Genomic DNA, 19,075 nt, shown 5'->3' with positions numbered 1-19,075 from the left:
CTTTCAGTCAACCGCTTGTCCTGACATGCTGACCTTCCACGCGCGAACGACCTCCGCCGCGCGGTGCGCCGGCAACCGGGCGAACCCCACCACCACGGCCTCCCGTCCGGGCCGGTGCCGCATCGGCCCGACCGGCTCGGCCGACATGCCGAGCCGGCGCGCCGCCTCGGCGGTGCGTTCCTCGTCCCAGCCCGGCGGCAGCTCCAGGTACACGTGCAGCCCCGCCTCGATGCCCCTGACCGTGATCCGCGGCAGCTCCTGCGCCAGCGCCGCGACCAGGGCGTCACGGCGGCGGCGGTACTCCCTGCGCATGCGCCGCAGGTGCTTGTCGTAGCCCCCGGTACGCAGGAAGTGCGCCAGCGCGTACTGCTCGATCACCGGGGAGCCCAGGTCGAGCTCGCCGCGCGCCCGCCGGATGGCCTCGGCCAGGTCGGGAGGCGCGGCCACCCAGCCGAGCCGCAGGCCGGGGGCCAGGGCCTTGCTCACGCTGCCCGACAGGATCACCCGGTCGGGCGCCAGGCCCTGGAGGCAGCCGACGGGGTCGCGGTCGAAGCGGAACTCGGCGTCGTAGTCGTCCTCCAGGACGACCCGGTGGCCCGCGTACGCCCACTCCATCAGCGCCGCCCGGCGCGGCGGCGAGAGCACCACCCCCGTCGGGAACTGGTGGGCGGGCGTCACCAGCACGGCGTCGCCGCTCAGCGCGGCCACGTCGAGGCCCTGCTCGTCCACCGGCACCGGCACCAGATGCGCGCCGGCCCGCCGCAGCAGCGGCACCTGGCGGTGGCTGGTCGGGTCCTCGACGGCCAGCCGCAGCGCGCCCTGCTGGGTCAGCACGTGCAAGGCCAGGCTCAGCCCCTGCGCCACGCCGCCGACGATGATCAGGTTCTCCGGGCGCACGTCGGCCGCCCGGACGCGCCGGAGATAGGCGGCCAGCTCTTCTCGCAGCTCAGGCACGCCGCCAGGGTCCCCGTAATCGAAGGCGTCCGAAGGTACGGTGGTCAGGACATGCCTGACGGCCGCGAGCCAGCGTTCACGGGGGAAGTGGCCGAGGTCGGGGGAGGTAGGGCGATGGCCGTAGTACGAGTAGCAGATCTGACCCATCGGCGCCCGCCGGGGCGCGGGCGTGGCCTGCGGCCGCGCGGGCTCGGGCGGCGGTTTGGGGACAGGGCTCTTGGGCGCGACCTGGGTGCCGACGCCCACCCTGGAGACCAGGAACCCCTCGGCGACCAGCTGCTCGTACGCCTCCACGACCACTCCCCTGGAGACCTGGAGATCGGCGGCGAGGTCGCGGGTGGCGGGCAGGCGGGTGCCCGGCGTGAGCCGGCCACCTCGGATGGAGGCGCGCAGCTCGGACGCGACCTGCCCGGCGATGCCACCCTTGCCGCGGTCTATCTGGATGTGGAGGTCGGCCATATTGGTCCTGTCTCCCGGCCGGACATTGGACTGTTTACGCGAACCATTGTCTCCCTAGCCTTCATCGCATGAGAAACGGCATGAAAAACGGCATCATGGGCGCCGCCGCCGCCATGTTCCTGGTCGGGACGCTGGCAGGGGTCTCCGGGCTCGTCGGTGCCTACCCCATATACGGCGGCCAGGCGGTCCGGTATCTCGTGGCCGCGGTCATCCTGCTGATCATCACGAGGGTGATGGGGCTGCGGTTCGTGCGCATGACGGGGCGCGAGGTGCTCTGCCTGCTCGGGCTGACGCTGCTGGGCCTGGTGTTCTTCAACGTGGCCGTGGTGGAGTCCACGCGCGCCTCCGGGCCCGCGCTGGTGGGCACCGTGCTCGGCACCGTGCCGCTGGCCCTGGCGCTGGCCGGGGGCCGTCCGGCGCCCCGGCTGCTGCTCGGGGCCGGCGTGGTGGTGGCCGGGGCGACGCTGGCCACGGGGCTCGGCAGCGGCACCCCCGAGGGCCTGCTGTGGGCGCTGGGCGCGCTCGTCGGCGAGGTGAGCTTCTCCCTGCTGGCCATCCCGCTGCTGCCGAAGCTGGGGCCGATCCGGGTGTCGGCGTACTCGACGACGCTGGCCGTGCCCATGCTGGCCGTGGTCGGGCTGGTCGACGCGGGCACCGGCATGCTCAGGGTGCCGACGGTCGCGGAGGCGCTCGGGTTCGCCTACCTGGCGGTCGTCGTGACCGTCGTGGCGTTCTTCCTCTGGTACAACTCGCTGCCCAAGCTGGGGCCGGGGCGGGCCGGGCTGTTCGCGGGGCTCATCCCGGTGGCGGCCATCGTCACGGGGGCCGTGCTCGGGGTGGCGATGCCCACCGCGTACGACCTGCTGGGCGCCGGGCTCGTGGTCGCCGGCATCCTGATCGGCCTCAGCGCGGAACGGGCGGGCGCGAAAGCGGCGGTACGGCCGTCCGAAGCCTGACGGCCGATCCTCGAACGCCCGCCGGCCGACCCTCCGAACACCTGGCGGCCTTGCCCTCCATCCGGTGCGCGTAATCTCTTGAGCGACCGAAAGGATGGACATGGCCGACTTCGACTACACCGACCTGCTGCCGCTCGGAGCCGACGAGACGGAATACCGGCTGATCACCGCCGAGGGGGTGCGGAAGGTCGAGGCGGCCGGGCGGACGTTCCTCGAAGTGGACCCCGAGGCGCTGCGCCTGCTGACGGAGACGGCCATCCACGACATCTCGCACTTCCTGCGCGCCTCGCACCTCGCCCAGCTCAGGAAGATCGTCGACGACCCCGAATCGAGCGGCAACGACCGCTTCGTCGCCCTCGACCTGCTGAAGAACGCCTCCATCTCGGCCGGCGGCGTGCTGCCGATGTGCCAGGACACCGGCACCGCCATCGTCATGGGCAAGCGCGGCCGCCACGTGCTGACCGACGGGCAGGACGCCGAGCACATCTCGCGCGGCGTGTACGACGCCTACACCAAGCTCAACCTGCGCTACTCCCAGATGGCCCCGCTGACCATGTGGGAGGAGAAGAACACCGGCAACAACCTCCCGGCCCAGGTCGAGCTGTACGCCGAGGACCCGCACGGGCACCCCGACGAGTACAAGCTGCTGTTCATGGCCAAGGGCGGCGGCTCTGCCAACAAGTCGTTCCTGTACCAGGAGACCAAGGCCGTGCTCAACGAGAAGCGCATGATGGCCTTTCTGGAGGAGAAGATCCGCTCGCTCGGCACGGCGGCGTGCCCGCCGTACCATCTGGCGGTCGTCGTGGGCGGCACCTCCGCCGAGTACGCGCTGAAGACCGCCAAGTACGCCAGCGCCCGCTACCTCGACTCGATCCCCACGGAGGGCTCGCCGTCCGGGCACGGGTTCAGGGACCTGGAGATGGAGGCCAAGGTCTTCGAGCTGACGCAGAAGCTGGGCATCGGCGCGCAGTTCGGCGGCAAGTACTTCTGCCACGACGTGCGCGTCATCCGCCTGCCCCGGCACGGCGCGTCCTGCCCGGTCGCCATCGCCGTCTCCTGCTCGGCCGACCGCCAGGCCCTCGCGAAGATCACGCCTGAGGGCGTGTTCCTGGAGAAGCTGGAGACGGACCCGGCGCGGTTCCTGCCGGAGACCACCGACGAGCACCTGTCGGACGACGTCGTCTCGATCGACCTCAACCGGCCGATGCCGGAGATCCTGGCCGAGCTCACGAAGTATCCGGTGAAGACCCGGCTGTCGCTGACGGGCCCGCTGGTCGTCGCCCGAGACATCGCACACGCCAAGATCGCCGAGCTGCTGGACAACGGCGGCGAGATGCCGCAGTACCTCAAGGACCACGCGGTCTACTACGCCGGCCCGGCCAAGACTCCCGAGGGCTACGCCTCGGGCTCGTTCGGCCCGACGACGGCCGGCCGGATGGACTCGTACGTGGAGCGCTTCCAGGCGGCGGGCGGCTCGATGGTGATGCTGGCCAAGGGCAACCGCTCGAAGCAGGTCACCGAGGCGTGCCAGAAGTACGGGGGCTTCTACCTGGGCTCCATCGGCGGCCCCGCCGCCCGGCTGGCCCAAGACTGCATCAAGAAGGTGGAGGTGCTCGAATACCCCGAGCTGGGGATGGAGGCGGTGTGGAAGATCGAGGTGGTCGACTTCCCCGCGTTCATCGTCGTGGACGACAAGGGTGACGACTTCTTCACCGACAAGACGGGGCCGGTGCTCACGATCGGCCGTCGCTGAGGGGCGCGGCAGGACAGGTGGGGGGCAGGGGCTGGCTCGACCCCGCCGGCCGGGGTCTCCCGGCTGCGCTCAGGCCCGGTGGCCCGAGAGACGATCACGCGGCCACCGGGGCCCGGTGCGGCGCCACGACGGTGCCGTCGGGCAGCAGCAGCCCGGTGTCGTCGAACAGCACGACGCCGTTGCAGAGAAGGCTCCAGCCCTGGTCGGGGTGGGCCGAGACGACGTGCGACCGCTCACGGTCGAGGGAGTCGGCACTGGGGCAAGCGGGGTAGTGGCTGCACATGGCGCACCTCTCAGATTGCGCTCCGGGTTGCGGGTCTTCAAAAGGGCAGCGTGCGCCCTGACGGTGTGCGGAGGTCCAGGGCGGCTCTGGTCGGCTTCTTCGGCCGGCGGCGAACCTGGGTCTGGCGCATCCTCATCACGTCCTCAGTGGTCGGTCTTCAGTGGTCGGGACCTCAGGCGTGCTGCTCTCAGTCTGACGTTCGCCACCGACACTTTCGTGGATGACGGCCAGCGAGGAAGCTCGCCTTCTTTCCTGCTCCTAACCATGCCCCCGTCCCCTTACGGCACCCTTACAAGTCGCTGACGGCGCCCCGTGGTTCCTGTCAGTCAGCCTGCCGTACACCTGAATGTCCCCTACCAGGCATCATGCACAAATATTCCGCCCGCAGTTGTGCTGAGCGGCACAAACGGCCGATGAGCTGCGGAAACGCGCTGAGAGTGGTAGGCGGGAACGCCGCTTCCGAACGGGTGCGGACTTCCGGATGACCGCATCGGCTCGACGCGGCGCGGCCCGCGTACTACCTTCGGTGTCGCAACGTCCGCCCCAAGAGTCCGTCGCGAAAGCGCATGGCCTCACCAACAGGGAGGATGCGGCCAGGTGGTTTGCTGACGTGACGAGTCAGACGGGTTGACTTAAGTTCGCAACAAATTATCGGCCCCGCCTCTACTGGTCGGTTTACACAAATAGGTAAGCTGCCTGCCATGCGTGCGCCCTCCGGATACCTCCTCGCCGCGCGCTATCGGCTGATGGAGCCGGTTGGTCGCGGCGGCATGGGCACCGTCTGGCGGGCACATGACGAGCTGCTCGACCGCGACGTGGCGGTCAAGGAAGTGCGCCTGCCCACCGTGCTCGACGAGGAGCTGCGCGCCGAGCTGTGCGCGCGCACCGAGCGCGAGGGCCGCGCGACCGCGATGGTCGCGCACCCGTCCGTGATCACCGTCTTCGACGTCGTCACCGAGGACGACCGGCCGTGGATCGTGATGGAGCTGCTGCGCGCCAAGTCCCTTGAGCAGCTCATCCAGGAGGAAGGACCGCTCCACCCGCGCCGGGCCGCCGAGATCGGCCGGCAGATCCTCGGCGCGCTGCGCGCCGTGCACGCCAAGGGCATCCTGCACCGCGACGTGAAGCCCAGCAACGTGCTGGTGACGGAGGACCGCGCGGTGCTCACCGACTTCGGCCTGGCCGCACTCGAAGGTGACGTTTCCATCACCCAGGCGGGCATCGTTCTCGGATCCGCCGGATACATCGCTCCAGAGCGGGTGCTCGGCGCGAAGGCCAGCCCCGCCGCCGACCTGTGGTCGCTCGGCGCGACCCTCTACACCGCCGTCGAGGGCAGGGGCCTGCACGGCAGGCGTACGGCCGCCGCCGCGCTCGCGGCACTGACCAGCGGCGAGCCGATCCCCATGACCAAGGCGGGCCCGCTGGCGCCCGTGCTCGACGCGCTGCTCCGCATCGACCCCGCCACCAGGCTCGACTCCGTGCGCGCCTCGCTCATGCTGACCAGGGTCGCCGCCGGCGGCTCCGCCGAGGAGCCGCTGAGCCCGCGCCGGCCCGCGTCGCCGATCCCCATCCCGCAAGGCCCTTTCGTGCGCAGGCCCGCGCACCGCGGGCTGCACCGGGCCGACCCGCCCGCGGGCGCCGTGAACGTGCCCCCGCCCCGGCAGGAACGCAAGGCCGGTGAAGGCGTCCACAGGAAGCGCGTCGAGCCCCGGCCCGCACCGTCGGCTTATGCCCGTTTCAAAGCGACGGTGATAAAGTTGTGCCTTCCTCGGCGGTTCTGGCCAAGAGAACTTCGCAAGCGAGGGTAAAGCACTTCCCAAGCGAGAATCGATATCTTCTTCTCATGCCGGAACAGCAGACACGCCTGCTCGCGGAGCGCTACGAGCTCATCACCCCGCTCGGGCGGGGCACGATGGGCACCGTCTGGCGCGCCCGCGACCGCGCGCTCGGGCGCGAGGTGGCGGTCAAGGAAATCCGCCAAGACTCGAGTCTCACCGAGGAACAGCGGGCCGAGCTGCGCGAACGTATGGTGCGCGAGGGCCGCCTCGCCTCCCGCATCAGCCACCCGTCGGTGGCCTCCATCCACGACGTGCTGATCCAGGACAACAGCCCCTGGATCATCATGGAGCTCATCGAGGCCCGCTCGCTGGAGCAGGTCATCGAGGAGGAGGGGCCGCTGCCGCCCCGGCTCGTGGCCGAGATCGGCGTCGACCTGCTCGGGGCGCTGCGCGCCGCGCACGCCCAGGGCATCACCCACCGCGACGTCAAGCCCGGCAACGTGCTCATCACCGAGAGCGGGCGCGTGGTGCTGACCGACTTCGGCATCGCCAAGGCCGAGGGTGACTCCCGGCTGACGAAGACCGGCATGGTGATCGGCTCACCCGGCTACACCGCCCCGGAACGTGCCAGGGGCGAGTACACCGGTCCCGAGTCCGACCTCTGGTCGCTCGGCGCCACCCTTTACTTCGCCGTCGAGGGGCGGCCGGCGTACGAGCGCTCCACCATCGCGGAGACGCTGGCGGCGCTGCTCACCGAGAGCGCCGACCCGCCCACGCGGGCGGGCCAGCTCAGGCCCGCTCTGAACGGGCTGCTGAACAAGGACTACCGGCAGCGGCTCAGCGCTGCCAAGGCGGAGACCCTGCTGCGCATGGTCGCCGACACCCCGACGAGCGAGATGCCGGTGCTGACGGCCGAGGCTCTTATGGCGCAGGAGGCCGCTTTGCCCGATCCGTTCGCCGCCCAGCAGAACCCCGGAGGCCCTCAGGGCCCCGCAGGCCCCGGCGCGCCCCGTCAGGGCCCTGGAGGCCGCGCCCCGGCCGGGCAGGCGCCCTACGGGCCGCCTGGGCAGCGGGCGGGGGCTCCTGGTCCCGGCCCGGGCGGCCCCGGTCAGGGTCCTGGCGCTCCTGGGCAGGGGCCCGGCGGCCCGGTGCCCGCGGGCGCCGGCGGGCCGGGCGGCCCCGCTGTGGGGCACGCGATGCAGGGCATGAGCGGGCCGCAGCCCACCGGGCCGAACGCCTTCAGCGGCCCCAACGCGTTCAACGGGCCGGGCGCCTTCGGCCCGGGACAACGGCCGCCAGGAGCCCAGGGCCCCGCCGGCTCAGGCCCGAACGCCCCCACAGGACCGCAGGCCGCACCGCGCCCGGGTGCCCCGTCGGGGCCGCAGGCCGCAGGACCGGGCGGCGCGTCCGGACCGCAGGCCGCAGGACCCGGCGGCCCGTCGGGGCCGCACGCCGCGACAGGGCCAGGCGCACGGCCAGGCCCGCAAGGACCGACCGGGCCGCAGGGACCGGCGGGGACGCAGGGGCCGGGGCGTGGGGCGCATGCGCCGACCGTGCCGCAGGCCGCCTCCGGCGGTTACCCGCAGGGGCAACCCTCCAGCGCGCCCGCCGGGCCGGAGGGCGACTACGACCCCGAGCGGACGGTCAGCATCTCCCGCCCCAAGGGCCCGCTGCCCGGGGCACAGCAGCAGGGCGGCCGGCCGGCGCAGCACCTCACCGACGACAGCTCGAACGCGACGACCCGCATCCCGAAGGGCTCGCCGGGCCAGCAGGTCTACCCGGTGCCCGCTCCCCCGCCCGGCCAGCCGCAGCCGCACCCCCAGCCCCAGCCCCCGTCAGGCCCCCAGCCGCAGCAGCAGGGCGGTCCGGGGCCGCAGTTCGGCGGGCACGGCCTCGGCACGGACCTGTTCGCGATCGCGGGCCCCGAGGAGCAGCGCCCGGCGGGCAACCGCAACGGCATGCTGGTGCTCATGGCGGTGGCCGCCGCGGCCGCCGTGGTGATCGCCGTGCTGATCGTGGCCCTGTTCTCCAGCTAGGAAGGCGGGCGGGGGGCCTTCCGGCCGTCCGGGGGCTCGTGGGTCAGACTGGACGTCATGAGCGAGTTCCGGATCGAACATGACTCGATGGGCGAGGTACGCGTGCCGTCCGGCGCCAAGTGGCGGGCGCAGACCCAGCGGGCAGTGGAGAATTTCCCGATCTCAGGCCGGCCGCTGGAGCCGTCGCACATCGCCGCGCTCGGCCTGATCAAGGCGGTGGCGGCCGAGGTCAACGGCGAGCTGGGCGTGATCGACAAGGACATGGCCGAGGCGATCGCGCAGGCCGCCGCGGACGTGGCGGAGAACGAGCACGACGCCGACTTCCCGATCGACGTCTTCCAGACGGGTTCGGGCACCTCGTCGAACATGAACGCCAACGAGGTGATCGCGACGCTGGCCGAGGAGCGGCTGGGCCGCCCGGTGCACGCCAACGACCACGTGAACGCTTCACAGTCGTCCAACGACGTGTTCCCGACGTCGATCCATGTGGCGGCGGCGACGGAGGTGACCTTCCACCTGCTGCCCTCACTCAGGCATCTGGCGGCGGCGCTGCGGGAGAAGGCGATCGAGTTCGACGGCGTGGTGAAGTCGGGGCGCACGCATCTGATGGACGCGACGCCGGTGACGCTGGGCCAGGAGTTCGGCGGGTACGCCACGCAGGTGGAGCACGGCGTCGTCCGAGTGTCGGCGGCTTTGGAGCATGTGCTGGAGCTGCCGCTGGGCGGCACGGCGGTGGGCACGGGCATCAACACACCGCAGGGTTTCGCGCAGGAGGCGATCGCCAAGCTGCGTGAGGCGACGGGCATCCCGTTCCAGGAGGCGGCCGACCATTTCGAGGCTCAGGGGGCGCAGGATTCCATCGTGGAGCTGTCGGGGCAGCTCAAGGTGGTGGCGGTGTCGCTGACCAAGATCGCCAACGATCTGCGGTGGATGGGCTCGGGGCCGCGCGCCGGGCTCGGGGAGATCAACCTGCCCGACCTCCAGCCGGGCTCGTCGATCATGCCGGGCAAGGTGAACCCGGTGATCCCCGAGGCCACGGCCATGGTCGCGGCCCAGGTGATCGGGAACGACGCGGCGATCACGTTCGCGGGCGCGTCCGGCAACTTCGAGCTGAACGTGCAGCTCCCGCTCATCGCGCGCAACATCCTGGAGTCGATCAGGCTGCTGGCGAACGTCTCGCGGCTGCTCGCCGACCGCTGCGTGGCCGGCATCACGGCGAACGTGGAGCGGCTGCGCGAGTACGCCGAGTCGTCCCCGTCGATCGTCACCCCGCTGAACAAGTACGTCGGCTACGAGGAGGCGGCGAAGATCGCCAAACAGGCGCTGGCGGAGCGCAAGACGATCAGGGAGGTCGTCATCGAGCGCGGCCACGTGGCTGAGGGCAAGCTCACGGAGGAGCAGCTCGACGCCGCGCTCGACGTCCTCTCGATGACCCGGCCTCAGAAAACTAGGCCCTGACCGAGCGCACGGCGGCGGCCTCCTGCCGGGTGGCGTGGGCCCAGCGGGTGAGCAGGGAGAGCGCGGCGCCGGAGTCGACGGCGTCGGCGGCCCTCTTGTAGCCGGCGGCCAGGGCGGGGGTGAGCTCGGCCGCCGGCGGGGTGCCGTCGGCGGCCACCAGGGCGGCGGCGGCGTTCAGCAGGACGATGTCGCGCACGGGGCCGCGCTCGCCGGACAGCACGGCGCGGGCCACGCCGGCGTTGTGGCGGGCGTCGCCGCCGCGCAGGTCATCGATGCGGGCGCGGGGGATGGACAGGTCGAGCGGGTCGAAGGCGGCGGGCGTGACACGGCCCCGGCGGACGACCCAGATGGACGAGGGGCCGCAGGTGGTCAGCTCGTCGAGCCCGTCGTCGCCGCGGAAGACGAGCGCGGAGCAGCCGCGCTCGGCGAGCACGCCCGCGATGGTCGGCGCCATGGAGGCGTGGAAGACGCCGACGGCCTGCGCGGAGGGCAGCGCGGGGTTGGTGAGCGGCCCGAGGAAGTTGAAGACGGTGGGGACGCCCAGCTCGCGGCGCGGCCGGGAGGTGCGTCTCAGCGCCGGGTTGAAGGCGGCGGCGAAGCAGAACGTGATGCCGACCTCGTCGGCCACCCGCACCACGGCGGCGGGCGGCAGGTCGATGACCACGCCGAGCTCTTCGAGGACGTCCGCCGCGCCCGCCATGGAGGAGGCGGCCCGGCCGCCGTGCTTGACCACCTTGGCGCCGGCGGCGGCGGTGACGATGGCGGCCATGGTGGAGACGTTCACGGTGTTGGCGCGGTCGCCGCCGGTGCCGACGAGGTCGACGGGGTCGCCGGGCACCCGGATGGCGAGGGCCTTGGCCAGCATGCCGTCGGCCAGGCCGGACACCTCGGCCACGGTCTCGCCCTTGGCGCGCAGCGCGACCGCGAACGCGGCGATCTGGGCGTCGGTGGCCAGGCCGGACATGATCTGGTCCATGGCCCAGGCGGCCTGGGCGGCGGTGAGGGACGCGCCGTCGAGCAGCGCGGTGAGGATCCGTGGCCAGGTGGTGGTCATGAGTGCCCCCTTCGTGTCTGGTCTCGACGGGGGGCACCCACAGCAACGGTGACGGCCGCCTCGTCGAGGCGGCCGTGTGCGTATCGCGCCGGAGGTCCGCCTAGGAGGCGGGCCACCACAGGAACGAGTACGCGATCATGCCGTCACCTTAGCAGAAGCGCTTGATCCACATAGCGAGCCAGTCATCTATGTCGCCGGCACCCATGCGTCGCGGCGGGGTGAGCGCTTAGGGTGGCGAGGTATGGCGAAGGAGCTGAGGGGGCGCACCGCGCTGGTGACGGGGGCCGGGGCCGGCATCGGGGCGGCGTGCGCCCGGCGGCTGGCCGCGGCCGGGGCCAGGGTGCTGGTCGTCGACCTGCGGGCCGAGCCCGCCGAGAAGGTGGCCGCCGAGGTGGGCGGCACCGCGGTGGTGGCCGATCTGAGCGATCCGGGCTTCGTGGCGGCGCTGCCCGACGAGCCGGTGGACATCGTGGTGAACAACGCGGGGTTCCAGCACGTGGCGCCGATCGAGGAGTTCCCGCCCGAGGTGTTCGCCACGATGCTCAGGGTGATGGTCGAGGCGCCGTTCCTGATCGCGCGCAGGGTGCTGCCCGGCATGTACGCCCGGGGCTGGGGCCGGTTCGTGAACATCTCGTCGGTGCACGGGCTGCGGGCCTCGCCGTTCAAGTCGGCGTACACGACGGCCAAGCACGCGCTGGAGGGCTTCTCCAAGGTCGTGGCGCTCGAAGGGGCCCCGCACGGCGTGACCTCCACCTGCGTCTGCCCGGCCTACGTGCGCACGGGGCTGGTGGAGGCGCAGATCGCCGACCAGGCCAAGGTGCACGGCATCGCGCAGGACGAGGTGGTGCGTGACATCATGCTGGCCCCCGCGGCGATCAAGCGCCTGATCGAGCCCGAGGAGGTGGCCGAGCTGGTCGCCTACCTGTGCGGGCCGGCGGGGGCGTTCATCACCGGGGTGTCGCTGCCGGTGGACGGTGGCTGGACGGCCCGGTAGTGAGCATCCGGTTCCTGGAGTTGCTGGCCAGGGAGGCGTCGGCGGTCGAGTTCGAGGGGCCGATCATCCAGGCCAGGGCGTCCGGCGCGGACCCGGCCACGATCGAGGAGCTGGAGCGGGCCAAGGTCGAGGCGCTCAAGGTGCGCGACCTGCTGAAGCGGCGGGCCAGGCGCGAGGCGGAGCTGTCGGCCCTGTACGACACGGCGGGCGACCTGGCGGCGCTGCGCGACCTCGACGCCGTGCTGGAGGCCATCGTGCACCGGGCCAGGCAGCTCCTGGCCACCGACGTCGCGTACATGACGCTGCACGACCCGGAGCGGGGCGACACCTACATGCGGGTGACCGACGGGTCGATCTCGGCCAAGTTCCGGGCGTTGCGGCTGGCGATGGGGCACGGGCTGGGCGGGCTGGTGGCGCAGACGGCGGTGCCGTACGCGACGGCCGACTACTTCGCCGACGCCCGCTTCCGGCACCGTGAGCACATCGACGACGCGGTCAAGGAGGAGGGCCTGGTCGCCATCCTCGGGGTGCCGCTGCGGCTGGGGCAGCGGGTGATCGGCGTGCTGATGGCGGCCAACCGCAGCGCGCGGCCGTTCCACCAGGAGGAGGTGTCGCTGCTGGCCAGCCTGGCCGCGCACGCCGCGGTCGCGATCGACAACGCCCGGCTGCTGCAGGAGACCAGGAACGCGCTGGAGGAGCTGTCCCAGGCGCACCGGACCGCCAGGGAGCACGGCGAGGCCGTGGAGCGGGCCGCGATGGCGCACGACCGGATGACGTCGCTGGTGCTGCGCGGCGGCGGCATCGAGGACGTCGCGGCCGTGGTGACCGACGTGCTGGGCGGCTCGCTGGCGGTGCTGGACGACCTGGGGCGGGCCATCAGCGGCGACGTGGGCGAGCTCGACTCCGGGGTGTTCGAGGCGGCGCAGGCGTCCAGGGCGCTGGGGCGCACCGTGCGCAGGGGCGATCTGCTGATCGCGTCGGTGGACGTGGGCGGGGAGCCGCTGTGCACGCTGCTGCTGCGCAGCGACGACGCCGACGAGCGGATCCTGGAGCGGGCGGCGCTGGTGTGCGCGTTGCTGCTGCTGTTCCGCAGGAGCGTGGCCGAGGCCGAGGGGCGGGTCAGGGGCGAGCTGCTCGACGACCTGATCTCGCGGCCCGGCTCGCCGGGGCTGGCCGACCGGGCGCGGCGGCTGGGCATGGACCTGGGCGCGCCGCACGTGCTGGTGGTCGCCAAGCATTCCGGGCAGCGCGAGCGGGCGGCGTTCTGGGCCTCCTCGCAGGCGACGCTGCGGCACGGGCTGGCGGCCGGGCGGGCCGACGAGGTGGTGCTGCTGCTGCCGGGCGACGACGCGGGCGGGCTGGCGCAGCGGGTGGCGCGCGAGCTGACGGCGTCGCTGCACAGCCCCGCCACGGCGGGCGCGTCCCGCGCGGGCGACCCGGCGAACGTGGCCGCCGCCTACCAGGAGGCGCGCAGGTGCGCGGAGGCGCTGATCGCGCTCGGGCGGGCCGGCGACGGGGCCAGCGCGAGCGAGCTGGGCTTCGTGGGGCTGCTCGTCGGTGACGGCCGCGACGTGCCCGGCTTCGTCGCGCGGACGCTGGGCCCGGTGATCGACTACGACGCCCGCAGGGGCACCGCCCTGGTCGACACGCTGGCCGCGTACTTCGGCACCGGCGGCTCGCCGTCCCGCACGGCCGAGGCCATGCACATCCACGTCAACACCGTCACGCAGCGCCTCGACCGGATCGGCAAGCTGCTCGGCGAGGGCTGGCCGGCGCCGGAGCGGGCGCTGGAGATCCAGCTCGCCCTCCGCCTGCACCGGCTCGGCCACACAGACACGCCCGACACTATGGGCCCCAGCACCATATGAGTGACCCCGGTCACAACCTACGGTGACCGGCATGGCCACTTCCATCAAGAAGATCGTCGCCGCGAGCCTGATCGGCACCACCATCGAGTGGTACGACTTCTTCCTGTACGGCTCGGCAGCCGCCCTCGTGTTCAACAAGCTCTTCTTCCCTGAGTCCGACCCGCTGACCGGCACGCTGCTGTCGTTCCTCACCTACGCCGTCGGATTCGTCGCCCGCCCGCTCGGCGGCCTGGTCTTCGGCCACTTCGGCGACCGGGTCGGCCGCAAGACGCTGCTGGTCGTCAGCCTGCTGATGATGGGCACGGCGACGTTCCTGATCGGCTGCCTGCCGACGTACGAGACGCTGGGCCCGGCGGCGGCGCTGGTGCTGACGGCGCTGCGGCTCGTGCAGGGCTTCGCGCTCGGCGGCGAGTGGGGCGGCGCGGTGCTGATCGTCTCCGAGCACGGCGACACGGCGCGGCGCGGCTTCTGGGCCTCCTGGCCGCAGGCGGGCGCCCCCGGCGGCAACCTGCTGGCCACCGGCGTGCTGGCGGCGCTGGCCGCCTGGCAGTCGGACGAGGCGTTCCTGGCGTGGGGATGGCGGGTGCCGTTCCTGCTGTCGGGCGTGCTGGTGCTGATCGGCCTGTGGATCCGGCTGACGATCACCGAGTCGCGGGTCTTCCAGGAGGCCCCGCCGGAGCCGCGGGCCCCGATCGTCGGGGTGCTGCGTCACCACAGCAAGGACGTGCTGGTCGCGATCGGCGCCCGGCTGGCGGAGAACATCTCGTTCTACCTGCTGACCGTCTTCGTCATCACCTACGCCAAGCAGACCGGCATCGACAACTCCACGGTGCTGAACGCGGTGCTGGTCTCCTCGGGCATCCACTTCGTGACGATCCCGCTGTGGGGGGCGCTGTCCGACCGGCTCGGCCGCCGCCCGATCTACCTGTCGGGCGCCGCCGGCATCGGGGTGTGGATCTTCGCGTTCTTCCCGCTCGTGGACACCGGCAACTTCCTGGCGATCACCCTGGCCGTCACGGTCGGCCTGCTCTTCCACGGCATGATGTACGGCCCGCAGGCGGCCTTCTTCTCCGAGCTGTTCGGCACCAGGACGCGCTACACCGGCGTCTCCATCGGCGCGCAGCTCTCGGCCATCGTGGCCGGCGCGCTGGCCCCGATCATCGCGGTCGCCCTGCTCCAGAAGTACGCCAGCAGCGTGCCCATCTCGGCCTACCTCGGGATCGCGGCGCTGCTCACCCTGGCCTCGGTGTACGCGGCCCGCGAGACTCGGGGCAGCGACCTGGCCGAGAGGACTTACGTGAAATGAAGGTCACCACGCCGAGGCTCACCCAGCACGTCCTGACCGTCGAGGGCAGGACCGCCGGCGAGCCCGTGCTGTTCGTGCACGGCAACGTCTCCTCCGCCGCCTTCTGGCGCGACGCCATGGCCGCGCTGCCGGACGGGTACCGGCCGCTGGCGGTGGATTTGCGCGGGTTCGGCGAGACGGACCCGGCGCCGGTGGACGCCACGAGGGGCCTGCGCGACTACTCCGACGACGTCATCGAGCTCGTGGAGGCGCTGGGCCTCGACCGGGTGCACCTGGTGGGCTGGAGCCTGGGCGGCGGCATCGTGCTGCAGGTGCTGCGCGACCGCCCTGAGGCCGTCGGGAGCGTCACGCTGGTCAACCCGATCTCCCCGTACGGCTTCGGCGGCACGGAGGGCCCGGACGGGCGGCTCACCCACCCCGACGGCACGGGATCGGGCGCCGGCGCCGCGAACCCCGACTTCGTGACCCGGCTCCAGGCGGGCGACCTGTCCGACGAGTCGCCCACCTCGCCGCGCAGCGTCTTCCGCTCCGCCTACGTCAACCACCGCCCCATCCCCGACGAGGACTTCTACGTCCGGGCGATGCTCACCACGCGGGTCGGCGACGCCCACTACCCCGGCGACGCCGCGACCTCCGCCGCCTGGCCGGGCGTGGCGCCGGGCAAGACCGGCGTGCTCAACGCCTGCGCGCCCACCCACTTCCGCCTCGGCGACCTGCACGAGATCGGCCCCAGGCCGCCGATCCTGTGGATCAGGGGCGCCGACGACGTGATCGTCTCCGACACCTCGCTGTTCGACCTCGCCCACCTGGGCGCGCTCGGCCTCGTGCCCGGCTCCCCCGGCACCCCGGCCCAGCCCATGGTGAGCCAGACCAGGGCCGTGCTGGCGCGGTACGGCGCGTACCGGGAGGTGGTGCTGGACGAGTGCGGCCACAGCCCGCACCTGGAGCACCCGGAAGAGTTCCAGCGGCTGCTGGCCGAGCACCTGAGGGAGGCGTAGATGCTGGTCGCGCTCACGCTCGTGGCGAGCTTGCTGACCCCCGTGCCGCGGCTCGCGGTGCCGGGCGCCGAGCACGTGGAGATCGCCGCGCTCGGCGACCTGACCACGGCCGGCACGACGCGGACCGGGCACACCGACCCGGCGGACTGGGCCGGGCTGCACTCGGCGGCCACGGTCAACCCCACCGGCGTGCCCGGCGTCCAGATCGACGGCTACTTCCCCGACACCTCCACCGGCAACGCCACCCACGGCTGGAACCACGACTCCCAGTTCGTGATCAGGCTGCCGGACGAGTGGAACGGCGGCCTCGTCGTCGCCGGCACGCCCGGCAACCGGGAGCAGTACGCCAACGACTACACGATCTCCGACTGGGTGCTGTCCAAGGGGTACGCGTTCGCCTCCACCGACAAGGGCAACGTGGGCGTGAACTTCCACGAGGACGGCCGCCGCCCCGGCGACGCCATCGCCGAGTGGAACGAGCGCGTCACCCAGCTCACGGTGGCCGCCAAGGCGGTGGTCAGGCAGCGGTACGGCAGGAAGCCCGCGCGTACGTTCGCCGCGGGCATCTCCAACGGCGGCTACCTGGTGCGCTGGCAGCTGGAGAACCGGGGCCGGCTCTACGACGGCGGCGTGGACTGGGAGGGCACACTCTGGCGGGTCAAGGGCGACAATCTGCTCAACTTCCTGCCGCCCGCGCTGAAGGCGTACCCGGACGAGGCCGGGGTGCGGGCGGCCGGGTTCGCCGCGGGCTCGGAGTTCCTGTGGCCGTTCCACCGGCAGTACTACTGGGAGCTGACCCAGCAGCTCTACCAGAAGGAGCTGGACCCGTCCTACCAGGGCGCCGCCGCCGACTACGACTACGACGAGCGCCGGCCGTACGCGGCGGTCGCGAAGATCGCGCTGACCGGCCGGATCACCAAGCCGCTGATCACCCTGCACGGCACGCTGGACACGCTGCTGCCGATCTCTCGCGACTCCGACGTGTACGCGAAGATGGTCGGCCCGCACCGCCCGTTCCGCTACCACCGGGTGGAGGGCGGCAACCATCTCGACAGCCTCGTGGACGTCTACCCCGACCGGCTCAAGCCGATGCTCCCGGCCTTCAGGAGCGCCTTCGAGGAGCTGGAGGGCTGGGTCAGTCCGTGAGGTAGCGGTGCCTGCCCGCGCGCGCCAGGCGGACGATGTGCCGCGCGCCGGGCAGCCTGCGGCCGAGCCGGTGCAGGAACGTGTCGCGGCCCAGGGGCGAGCGGCGCCCGGGATCGACGGCCGCGGCCGGCCTGACCTCGATCCTGCCCCGGTGCATCTCCAGCGCGAACCGCAGCCCCACCTCCTCGTCGGAGGAGCGCAGCGTGCACTGCCAGCGGCCCGGCCCCAGCTCCTCGGCGCCGGGCATCAGGCGCTTGATCGGCACCTTGGCGACGAGCTGCCCGGCGAGCCGGCCCGGCACCCCGGCCTCGACCAGGGCGGGCGCGCTCACCTCGCGGCCGCGCCTGCCGGTGTTGCGCAGGACCAGCTCCAGCGCGGGGCCGCCGCTCGGCGGCACGTACGGGACCGGCAGCACGACGTACAGGTGCCGCCCGAGGTGCTTGACCGTCACCCCCGGCGACACCAGCTTGATCGACTCGGAGAACGAGCGCGGCTCGATGGCCAGCCCCAGCTCGCCCGCGTCGCTCCAGCACGGCACCACGAGGCGCATCCTGGGCCGCTGGGCCAGCACACCCAGGCAGTTGAGCGGCCCGTCGGGGTGGCTGACGCGGCTCCTGGCCTGGCTGGCCCCGCTGAACATGCGCACGTGCACCTCCCACTGGCCGGGCCGCAGCGGCCCGCCCAGGGCGGCCGTGGTGACGTCCAGCCGGGTCTCGCCCTTGATGCGCACGCGGACCCGGCGGCGGCCCGCGGGGACGCGCTCGACGCGCTGGGTGAGCGGCAGGAAGTGCACGACGCCCGTCTCGGTGTGGCGCACGTACAGCTCGATGCGGGCCCGCTCGACGTCCTTGGTGATGTCGGTGGCGTCCGGGGGCAGCTTCCTGGTCTCCAGGGAACGCGGCGGGATCCAGTGCAGGCGGTCGCCGTCCACCTGGTACCGGTCGGGGCTGCCGTCGCCGGCCAGCACCTCGGCGGTCAGCCCGAGCACCAGGACATGGGCGTCCCAGCGCACCTCGGTGAGGTCGGCGCGCAGGCCCGCGCGCCTGGTCGAGTTCGACATGAGCACGATCTGGTCGAGACGGCCCATGCGCACGTACGCGGCCACGACGCGCAGCTGCACCGGCAGGTACCGGTCCAGGCGCTCCGGGAAGCGCCGCCCCACCAGCTCCTGCACGACGCGGAAGTGCATGCCCCGGTCCACGGACGAGTCGGCGAACCGGGCGGTCAGCAGCGGGCGCAGGACGGCGTAGCGCAGCCAGTACGCGTACATGCGGTCGCGCTGGCGCCCCTCGCCCACGTAGGTGTCGATGTCGTCGAGCAGCTTCAGCAGCTCCTTGACGATCGCCCGCGGCTCCTCCTCGACGCGCGGGCGCTCGCCCAGGTGGCAGCAGACGTGCTCGGCCAGCACCGCGACCACCTTGGCGTGCAGGTAGGCGCGCAGTACGAACGCCTGCTCCCCCATCCGGCTGCCCGGCACGGAGAAGCCCAGCTCGTGCTCCTCCAGGAAGGCCCGCCGGTAGAGCTGCTGCGGGTAGAGCAGGGTGAGCAGCCGGTCACGCAGGATGTCGGCGCGGCCGGTGCTGCGCGCGAAGGCGGTCATCGGCGGCCCGAAGTCGCGGACCAGGCGGCCCACCAGCACGTCCGCGTCGGACTCCACGGCCCGGTCGTGCATGCGCTCCAGCGCGTCCCGCTCCAGGCGGTCGCCGGGCTCCAGGAAGTACACGTAGTCGCCGGCGGCCGCGGCCAGGCCGACGTTGCGGGCCCGCGAGGGCGAGCCCGTGTACGGCAGGTGCAGCGCGCGCACGTTCTTCCTGACGGAGGCGAGGGTGTCGAGGCGCTCGGCCGTCCCGTCGGTGGAACCGTCGTCCACGACGATGACCTCGTACTCGTCCGGGGGCATGGTCTGCTCCAGCGCGGAGCGGACGCACGCGTCGGCGGTGTCACCCGGATTGTGGACATTGATGATCACACTGACCTTCACACCCATGCGGCCAGCGTGCGCCCGTATACAGGATCGGGCGCGACGGCTTGC

The 19,075-nt window shown here is 72.5% G+C and carries 14 protein-coding genes; 10 read left to right on the top strand and 4 right to left on the bottom strand.

All coding sequences use genetic code 11. From position 1 onward, the window contains the following. Positions 1-3: 3 nt before the first annotated feature. Complete coding sequence (gene pdxR, locus HCN51_RS09970) at positions 4-1,413, bottom strand: MocR-like pyridoxine biosynthesis transcription factor PdxR (protein ID WP_168008951.1); 1,410 nt, start codon at positions 1,411-1,413, stop codon at positions 4-6. A gap of 68 nt (positions 1,414-1,481) precedes the next feature. Between pdxR and HCN51_RS09965 the strand changes: the two genes are divergently transcribed. Both HCN51_RS09965 and HCN51_RS09960 read left to right on the top strand, forming a co-directional pair. After that, positions 1,482-2,369: a DMT family transporter gene (locus tag HCN51_RS09965; RefSeq protein ID WP_240972644.1), complete on the top strand. Its 888-nt coding sequence runs from the start codon at positions 1,482-1,484 to the stop codon at positions 2,367-2,369. A 100-nt stretch (positions 2,370-2,469) separates the two neighbouring features. Continuing rightward, positions 2,470-4,122 (top strand): fumarate hydratase, encoded by a 1,653-nt coding sequence (locus HCN51_RS09960; protein ID WP_080047487.1) that lies wholly within the window; start codon positions 2,470-2,472, stop codon positions 4,120-4,122. Positions 4,123-4,216: 94 nt separating this feature from the next. On the opposite strand, the gene HCN51_RS09955 is transcribed toward HCN51_RS09960, so the two are convergent. Next, positions 4,217-4,405: a DUF5999 family protein gene (locus HCN51_RS09955; protein WP_168008949.1), complete on the bottom strand. Its 189-nt coding sequence runs from the start codon at positions 4,403-4,405 to the stop codon at positions 4,217-4,219. Positions 4,406-5,106: 701 nt separating this feature from the next. Between HCN51_RS09955 and HCN51_RS09950 the strand changes: the two genes are divergently transcribed. Genes HCN51_RS09950 through HCN51_RS09940 form a run of 3 tightly spaced genes read left to right on the top strand, consistent with a single transcriptional unit; the run spans position 5,107 to position 9,677 of the window. After that, entirely contained in the window at positions 5,107-6,213 is a 1,107-nt protein-coding gene (locus tag HCN51_RS09950; protein ID WP_168008947.1) for a serine/threonine-protein kinase, read from the top strand. 35 nt (positions 6,214-6,248) lie between these two features. Continuing rightward, a complete protein-coding gene (locus HCN51_RS61225; RefSeq protein WP_168008945.1) occupies positions 6,249-8,219 on the top strand; it encodes a protein kinase domain-containing protein in 1,971 nt (656 codons plus the stop codon). A 57-nt stretch (positions 8,220-8,276) separates the two neighbouring features. After that, positions 8,277-9,677, top strand: a complete 1,401-nt coding sequence (locus HCN51_RS09940; RefSeq protein WP_168008936.1) for a class II fumarate hydratase — start codon at positions 8,277-8,279, stop codon at positions 9,675-9,677. Here the strand turns inward: HCN51_RS09940 and trpD are convergent. Then, positions 9,667-10,731: an anthranilate phosphoribosyltransferase gene (gene trpD / locus HCN51_RS09935; protein ID WP_168008934.1), complete on the bottom strand. Its 1,065-nt coding sequence runs from the start codon at positions 10,729-10,731 to the stop codon at positions 9,667-9,669. The genes HCN51_RS09940 and trpD overlap by 11 nt on opposite strands. Positions 10,732-10,972: 241 nt before the next feature. On the opposite strand from trpD, the gene HCN51_RS09930 reads away from it, so the two are divergent. Genes HCN51_RS09930 through HCN51_RS09910 form a run of 5 tightly spaced genes read left to right on the top strand, consistent with a single transcriptional unit; the run spans position 10,973 to position 17,043 of the window. Then, entirely contained in the window at positions 10,973-11,725 is a 753-nt protein-coding gene (locus tag HCN51_RS09930; RefSeq protein ID WP_168008932.1) for a 3-hydroxybutyrate dehydrogenase, read from the top strand. Then, positions 11,725-13,593 (top strand): helix-turn-helix domain-containing protein, encoded by a 1,869-nt coding sequence (locus tag HCN51_RS09925; RefSeq protein ID WP_230465787.1) that lies wholly within the window; start codon positions 11,725-11,727, stop codon positions 13,591-13,593. Before HCN51_RS09930 ends, HCN51_RS09925 begins: the two co-directional genes overlap by 1 nt. 31 nt (positions 13,594-13,624) lie before the next feature. Then, positions 13,625-14,899 carry an MFS transporter gene (locus HCN51_RS09920; protein ID WP_168008930.1) on the top strand — a complete coding sequence of 425 codons (1,275 nt, stop codon included), beginning with the start codon at positions 13,625-13,627 and terminating at the stop codon, positions 14,897-14,899. Continuing rightward, positions 14,896-15,897 (top strand): alpha/beta fold hydrolase, encoded by a 1,002-nt coding sequence (locus HCN51_RS09915; RefSeq protein ID WP_168008928.1) that lies wholly within the window; start codon positions 14,896-14,898, stop codon positions 15,895-15,897. Before HCN51_RS09920 ends, HCN51_RS09915 begins: the two co-directional genes overlap by 4 nt. Further along, on the top strand, positions 15,898-17,043 hold the full coding sequence (locus HCN51_RS09910) for an alpha/beta hydrolase family protein (protein WP_168008926.1): 1,146 nt from the start codon (positions 15,898-15,900) through the stop codon (positions 17,041-17,043). Here HCN51_RS09910 and HCN51_RS09905 read toward each other — a convergent pair. Beyond that, a complete protein-coding gene (locus tag HCN51_RS09905; RefSeq protein ID WP_168008924.1) occupies positions 17,033-19,030 on the bottom strand; it encodes a glycosyltransferase family 2 protein in 1,998 nt (665 codons plus the stop codon). The two genes, HCN51_RS09910 and HCN51_RS09905, sit on opposite strands and share 11 nt — an antisense overlap. Between the last annotated feature and the right edge of the window lie 45 nt (positions 19,031-19,075).

This window comes from Nonomuraea composti (assembly GCF_012034275.1).
GTDB classification, from domain to species: domain Bacteria; phylum Actinomycetota; class Actinomycetes; order Streptosporangiales; family Streptosporangiaceae; genus Nonomuraea; species Nonomuraea composti.
The sequence above is the reverse complement of the archived record's forward strand: the minus strand, read 5'-3'. Positions and strand labels throughout refer to the sequence as shown.